The following is a 3,639-nucleotide window of genomic DNA, read 5'->3' on the forward strand; positions in this document are numbered from 1 at the left end:
GCGGCGCAAGCACACCCACCAGCGCCCGCCCGACATGGCCCGCACCCCAGATCCAGATGTCGCGCGTGGGCGCCGTCACCGGCTCCACCATCCAGCCATGCACCATGCGCGGCGCGGGCCGGAAGCCTTCTCCCCGCGCACGGGTCAGGATGCGGCGCACGGAAAGCGGCATATCGCCCGTGGTGCCGGGCAGGGGGCGGGCGATGACCGTGGCATCGCCAAGTGCGGTGAGCCTTTCGGCATCCCAGACCTCGGACAGAAGCACGACCGCGCCACCGCAGCACTGGTTCAGCGCCGGGCCGAGCGGCATCCGGTCGAGGCGGTCCGCACCTTCTGGCAGCAGAGCCCGCGCCCTGTCCGCCGCCTCATATTCCAAAGCGCCGCCGCCGATCGTGCCGGATTGCCCATCCGACCATACCAGCATCGCCGTGCCCGCTTCGCGCGGCGCGGAGCCCTTCACCTCGGCGACGACGACCCGCACAACGGCACCGTGTTCAGCCACCACGCAGGTCAGGGCTTCGCGGTCAAAGCTCATTTCGCCGCCCCTCTTGCACGCTTCACCGCCGCAAGCACCGCTTCGGCGGTCGCGGGTGCCTGAAGGTCGGGATAGTTCGGGCCGCAGGCGGCGCAGGCATCCGAGAGTGCCGAGAAGACCGATATCCCGTGCATGAAGGGCGGTTCACCCACGGCCTTCGACCGGTAAATCGTGTCTTCGCGGTTTGCCCCGTCCCAGAGCGATACGTTGAAGATGCGGGGCCGGTCGGAACAGGCGGGGATCTTGTAGGTCGAAGGCGCATGAGTGCGCAGCCGCCCCTTGTCGTCCCAGACCAGTTCCTCGGTTGTCAGCCAACCGGCACCCTGCACATAAGCGCCTTCCACCTGCCCGATATCGAGCGCGGGGTTCAGGCTTGTCCCTGCATCATGCAGGATATCGGCGCGCAGGATGCGGTTTTGGCCGGTCAGCGTATCGATCACGACCTCGCTGACGGCAGCACCATAGGAGAAGTAGTAGAACGGCCGCCCTCGGCCCGCCTTGCGGTCCCAGGTGATCTTGGGCGTTGCATAGAAGCCGGTCGACGAGAGGCTGACGCGCCCCATATAGCAGCGCGCGGCAGCCTCGGCGAAACTCATCTCATCGCCGCCGACGAAAACCTTGCCGTCCTCGAAATGCACCTTCGCGGGCACTGTCTGATGCTCGCGCGCCAGATAGTCGGCCATCCGGTCACGGATCGTGTCGCAGGCGGCTTTGACCGCCATGCCGTTGAGGTCCGAGCCGGAGGAGGCCGCCGTGGCCGAGGTATTGGGCACCTTGGCGGTATCGGTCGCGGTGATCGCGATCACGCCGACATCGACGCCGAAAGAGGCCGCCGCGACCTGAGAGACCTTGCGGAACAGGCCCTGTCCCATTTCGGTCCCGCCATGGTTCAAATGGATCGAGCCATCCGAATAGACATGAACCAGCGCGCCCGCCTGATTGAGATGGGTCAGCGTGAAGGAAATGCCGAACTTCACCGGGGTCAAAGAGATGCCCTTCTTCAGGATCGGATTTTCCGCGTTCCATTTGGCAATCGCCGCCTTGCGGGACGCAAATTCCGCCGAGGCCTCCAGCTTCGCAACCAGCCCGTTCAGAATGAAGTCCTCGACCTCCATATGGTAGGGGGTCGTCTGCTTCTTCATTGTCGAAATACCCCCGCCGGAGGCATCCTCCATCTCGGCATAGAAATTCGCCTTGCGGACGGCGAGCGGGTCGAGGCCCAGTTCAAATGCGATATGATCCATCGCGCGCTCGATCCCCAGCATCCCCTGCGGGCCGCCAAAGCCGCGATAGGCGGTGGCGGACTGGGTATTGGTTTTCAGCCGATGGCTCTCGATCCGCACATGCTCCAGATTGTAGGCATTGTCGGAATGTAGCATCGCCCGGTCGGCGACGGGCAGCGACAGGTCCTGTGCCCAACCGCAGCGCGCGAGTTGCAGGAACTCGATCCCGAGGACGCGGCCCGTCTCATCGACACCCGCTCGATATCCGATGCGGAAATCGTGGCGCTTGCCGGTGATGACCATATCGTCATCGCGGTCATAGCGCATCTTGGCGGGCCTCCCGAGCAGCCGCGCGACAAGCGCGCAGGACACGGCGAGCGCATTGCCCTGGCTTTCCTTGCCGCCAAAGCCGCCGCCCATGCGGCGGATCTCGACCCGGACCGCGTTCATCGGCAGGCCGATGGCCTCGGCCACCTTGTGCTGGATCTCGGTCGGGTGCTGGGTCGAGGACTGGACGATCACGCCGCCCTCGGCAGGCAGTGCCAAGGCCGCCTGACCTTCCAGATAGAAATGCTCCTGCCCGCCCATCTCGAACCGGCCTTCGACCACCCGGGGGGCGCCCGCGATGGCCTTCGCCGCATCGCCCTTGGACCAGATGACCGGGCCGCCTTCGAAGCGGCTGCCCGCCGCCATCGCATCATCGACGGTCAAAAGCGCGGGACGTTCCTTGTACTCGATCCTGCCCTTGCGCGCGGCTTTCCGGGCGGCAAGGTGGCTGTCGGCGATGACAAGGAAGATCGGCTGGCCGACATAGTGGACGGTACCGGTGGCCAGCAAAGGCTCATCATGGATCGAGGGCGAGACATCGTTGGCAAAGGGCAGGTCGTCAGCCGTCCAGACCGCGATGACGCCGGGGGTGGCACGGACCTCGGTCAGGTCCAGCAAGGTAATCTCGCCATGCGCCACGGTAGAAAGGCCGAAGGCCAGATGCGCGGTGTTTGCGGGCAGCGGCACGTCGTCGATGTAGCGGGCTGTGCCCGAGACATGGAGATGGCCGGAATCGTGTGTGACGGGTTTCGCGACGCTCATGCCTCTACCTCCAGCACCGAAACGGCCGCACCGGAACGCTCGTGGAAATAGCGCGTGAGCATGTTCTCAGCCGTCTCCAGCCGGTAGGCGGCCGAGGCGCGCATATCCGTCATCGGCGTGTAATCCCTAGCGAATTCGGGGAGGGCGGCAGCGATGGTTTCGGCCGCCCAGTCTTTGCCGGTCAGGAAGGCCTCGACAGCGGCGGCGCGCCTGGGGGTGCCGGCCATGCCGCCAAAGGCGATCCGGGCCGAGACGATCCGGTCGCCCTCCGTTTCGATGTTGAAGCAGCCGCAGACGGCCGAGATATCCTGATCAAAGCGTTTGGAAAGCTTGTAGCAGGCAAGGCCGGGCGCGGTATCGGGGATCGTCACCGCCTCGACGAACTCGCCCCTGGCGCGGTCCTGCTTGCCGTAATCGATGAAGAAATCCTCCAGCGCGATCTCGCGCCGCGCCGCGCCCTTGCGCAGATGAAGCCGCGCGCCCATGGCGATCAGCGCGGGTGGCGCGTCGCCGATGGGTGAGCCGTTGGCGATATTGCCGCCGATGGTCGCTGCCCCCCGCACCTGTTCTGAGGCGAAGCGACGCAAGAGTTCGGCAAAGGCCGGATGCGGGCCGTCCATGGCGCGGCGCAGGTCAGCGATAGTAACGCCGGCACCGACACGCCAGCCGCCCTCGACCTTTTCGATCTTCTGCAGATCGCGGCAGGCATGCAGGAAGGCCACCTCGGGCAGATCGCGGAGCTGCTTGGTCACCCAGAGCCCGACATCGGTCGCGCCCGCGACAAGGACGGCG

General features: G+C 65.8%; 3 protein-coding genes. All 3 read right to left on the minus strand.

Annotation, left to right across the window (positions count from 1 at the left end; genetic code table 11):
- The coding region (locus WBB85_RS13460) for an XdhC family protein (RefSeq protein ID WP_432639121.1) at positions 1-535 on the minus strand (535 nt) is incomplete at its 3' end.
- Complete coding sequence (xdhB, locus tag WBB85_RS13465; RefSeq protein WP_432639122.1) at positions 532-2,847, minus strand: xanthine dehydrogenase molybdopterin binding subunit; 2,316 nt, start codon at positions 2,845-2,847, stop codon at positions 532-534. The genes xdhB and WBB85_RS13460, both read right to left, overlap by 4 nt.
- Positions 2,844-3,639 (minus strand): FAD binding domain-containing protein (locus WBB85_RS13470; protein WP_432639123.1); only part of this gene is annotated, 796 nt, incomplete at its 5' end. The genes WBB85_RS13470 and xdhB, both read right to left, overlap by 4 nt.

Origin of the sequence: Albidovulum sp. (assembly GCF_049646345.1) — a bacterium.
Taxonomy (GTDB): Bacteria; Pseudomonadota; Alphaproteobacteria; order Rhodobacterales; family Rhodobacteraceae; genus Albidovulum.

Excerpts from the sequence above, each read along its gene's own strand:
- xdhB (WP_432639122.1), bottom strand. The coding sequence starts at position 2,847 with ATGAGCGTCGCGAAACCCGTCACACACGATTCCGGCCATCTCCATGTC.